The organism is Curtanaerobium respiraculi, assembly GCF_024609215.1.
In the GTDB taxonomy this organism is placed as follows: domain Bacteria; phylum Actinomycetota; class Coriobacteriia; order Coriobacteriales; family Eggerthellaceae; genus Curtanaerobium; species Curtanaerobium respiraculi.
In genome coordinates this window covers 1-1701 of record NZ_JANIPD030000032.1, presented here as the reverse complement: position 1 = coordinate 1701, position 1701 = coordinate 1, and the positions used below count along the sequence as shown (strand labels likewise).

3 protein-coding genes are annotated in these 1701 nt (G+C 61.4%); all 3 read right to left on the bottom strand.

Annotation, left to right across the window (positions count from 1 at the left end; all coding sequences use genetic code 11):
• Window positions 1–308, bottom strand: a 308-nt coding sequence (locus tag NOV21_RS07845; protein WP_283171736.1) for a plasmid mobilization protein, incomplete at its 3' end; no start/stop codon positions are given.
• Window positions 309–1382, bottom strand: a complete 1074-nt coding sequence (locus tag NOV21_RS07840; RefSeq protein ID WP_283171737.1) for a site-specific integrase — start codon at window positions 1380–1382, stop codon at window positions 309–311.
• Entirely contained in the window at window positions 1372–1578 is a 207-nt protein-coding gene (locus tag NOV21_RS07835) for a hypothetical protein (protein ID WP_283171738.1), read from the bottom strand. Before NOV21_RS07835 ends, NOV21_RS07840 begins: the two co-directional genes overlap by 11 nt.
• Window positions 1579–1701: the final 123 nt, after the last annotated feature.

The following is a 1701-nucleotide window of genomic DNA, read 5'->3' as shown; positions in this document are numbered from 1 at the left end:
TCGCCGGCGATGCCGACGAAAAGGTCGCTCAGCAGCTCGACCTTCGCGATGAGGCGCTTGTCCATGGCCGAGCAGTCGCGCAGGCGGCAGAGCTCCTGGTAGACCTGGCGCATTGATTCGCGGAGCATCTTGTAGGTGCGGATGTCGGGCGCCACGGTGAACTCCCTGTCCTCGATCTTGGCCATGATGTACTCCTGCTGTGTGACGCCGGCGGCCCTCGCCGGGAGCTCTATTCGCTCGCTCTCCTCGCGGCTCACGCGGAACGCCTTTGAGATGGTCCGCTTCCTGCGGTAGTTGGGGCAGGGCACCTAGAACCCTCCTCTCTCGTCGTCGAGCACGTTCGCCATGTCATCCTGCACCGTGGGGAACAGGTGTGCGTAGCGGAACGTGATGTCGGTCGCCTCGTGACCCATGCGCTCGGCGATAGCGAGGGCGGTGAAGCCCTTGTCGATGAGCAGGCTCACGTGGCTGTGGCGCAGGTCGTGCACGCGGATCCTCTTGACCCCGCTCTTCTTGCAGCCGTTCTTCATCGCGCGCGAGATCTGGTACTTGGTGACCGGGAACATGCGGTCGCCGGGGCCAATCTCGGGGTGACGCTCGAGGTAGTCGGCGACCTCCTCGACCAGGAACCTCGAGAGCTTGATGGTTCGGATCGACTTGGGCGTCTTCGGGTCCGTGAATACGTCCCGGCCGTCGAAGCGCTGGTAGGACTTGTCGATGCGCATGGTCCCGCGCTGCAGGTCGAAGGCCGATGGCATGAGCGCGAGCATCTCCCCCTCGCGGATCCCGGTCCAGTAGAGGATCTCGAACATCAGGAACTCGCGCGGCTTCTCCATCATCTCGTCGGCGAACTCCAGGTACTCTTCCTTGGTCCAGAACCTCATCTCGGACGTTTCCTTGCCGCCCATCTTCATGGTGCGCACCGCGGGGTTGGGGTGGAGCCCGTAATATCGTGCGGCGTGGTTGAGGACGGCAGATAGTTGGTTGTTCACGGTGCGCAGGTACGTGGGCGCGTAGCCCTGCCCGTTGTTGTTGCTGCCCTTCATGAGGTCGTTTTGCCAGCGGATGATGTCGATGCCCTGGATCTCGCTCATGCGGTAGTTCTTGAAGAAGGGCATGATCTTCGACCTGACCAGGTAGTCCTTGTTGCGCCACGTATGTTCGCGCAGGCGCGGCCGAATGTCGGCTTCGTATACCTCGTAGAACTCCTCGAACGTCATCGCCATCGTGCACCCGGCGGAGGCGATGAAGTCGTCCTCCCAGGCCTGGGCTTCCTCCGCGGTGCCGAAACCGCGCTTGCATTTGTGCACTTCCTCGCCGAACTTGTTCTTGCACCGGAACTGCGTGAACCAGGTCCCGTTCCTGGACTGCTTAACGGTCATGCCTCGACCCTCCCTTACGCCTGAAGAACGTCTCCTCGAAGATCTCGTTGCTCACGCGGCCGGCCATCACCTTGCATCCGCGCGCCCGCATCTCTGCGTTGAGCTCCCTGATGACCTGGTACGCCTTGCTGCGGCAGACCCCCAGCCTCTCCGACACCTCCGCCGCATTCAGCAGCCTTGGCTCCTCGCTTGCCATGTTTCCTCCTAGCGTTCGTTATTGAACGGTTTTGCAATTGCATGGTAATCGTTCACTTCCGAACGGTCAATACATACCGTTCAATTTCGTGCTATAGTTTCCACGCGGTCCAAGATGGTCCGC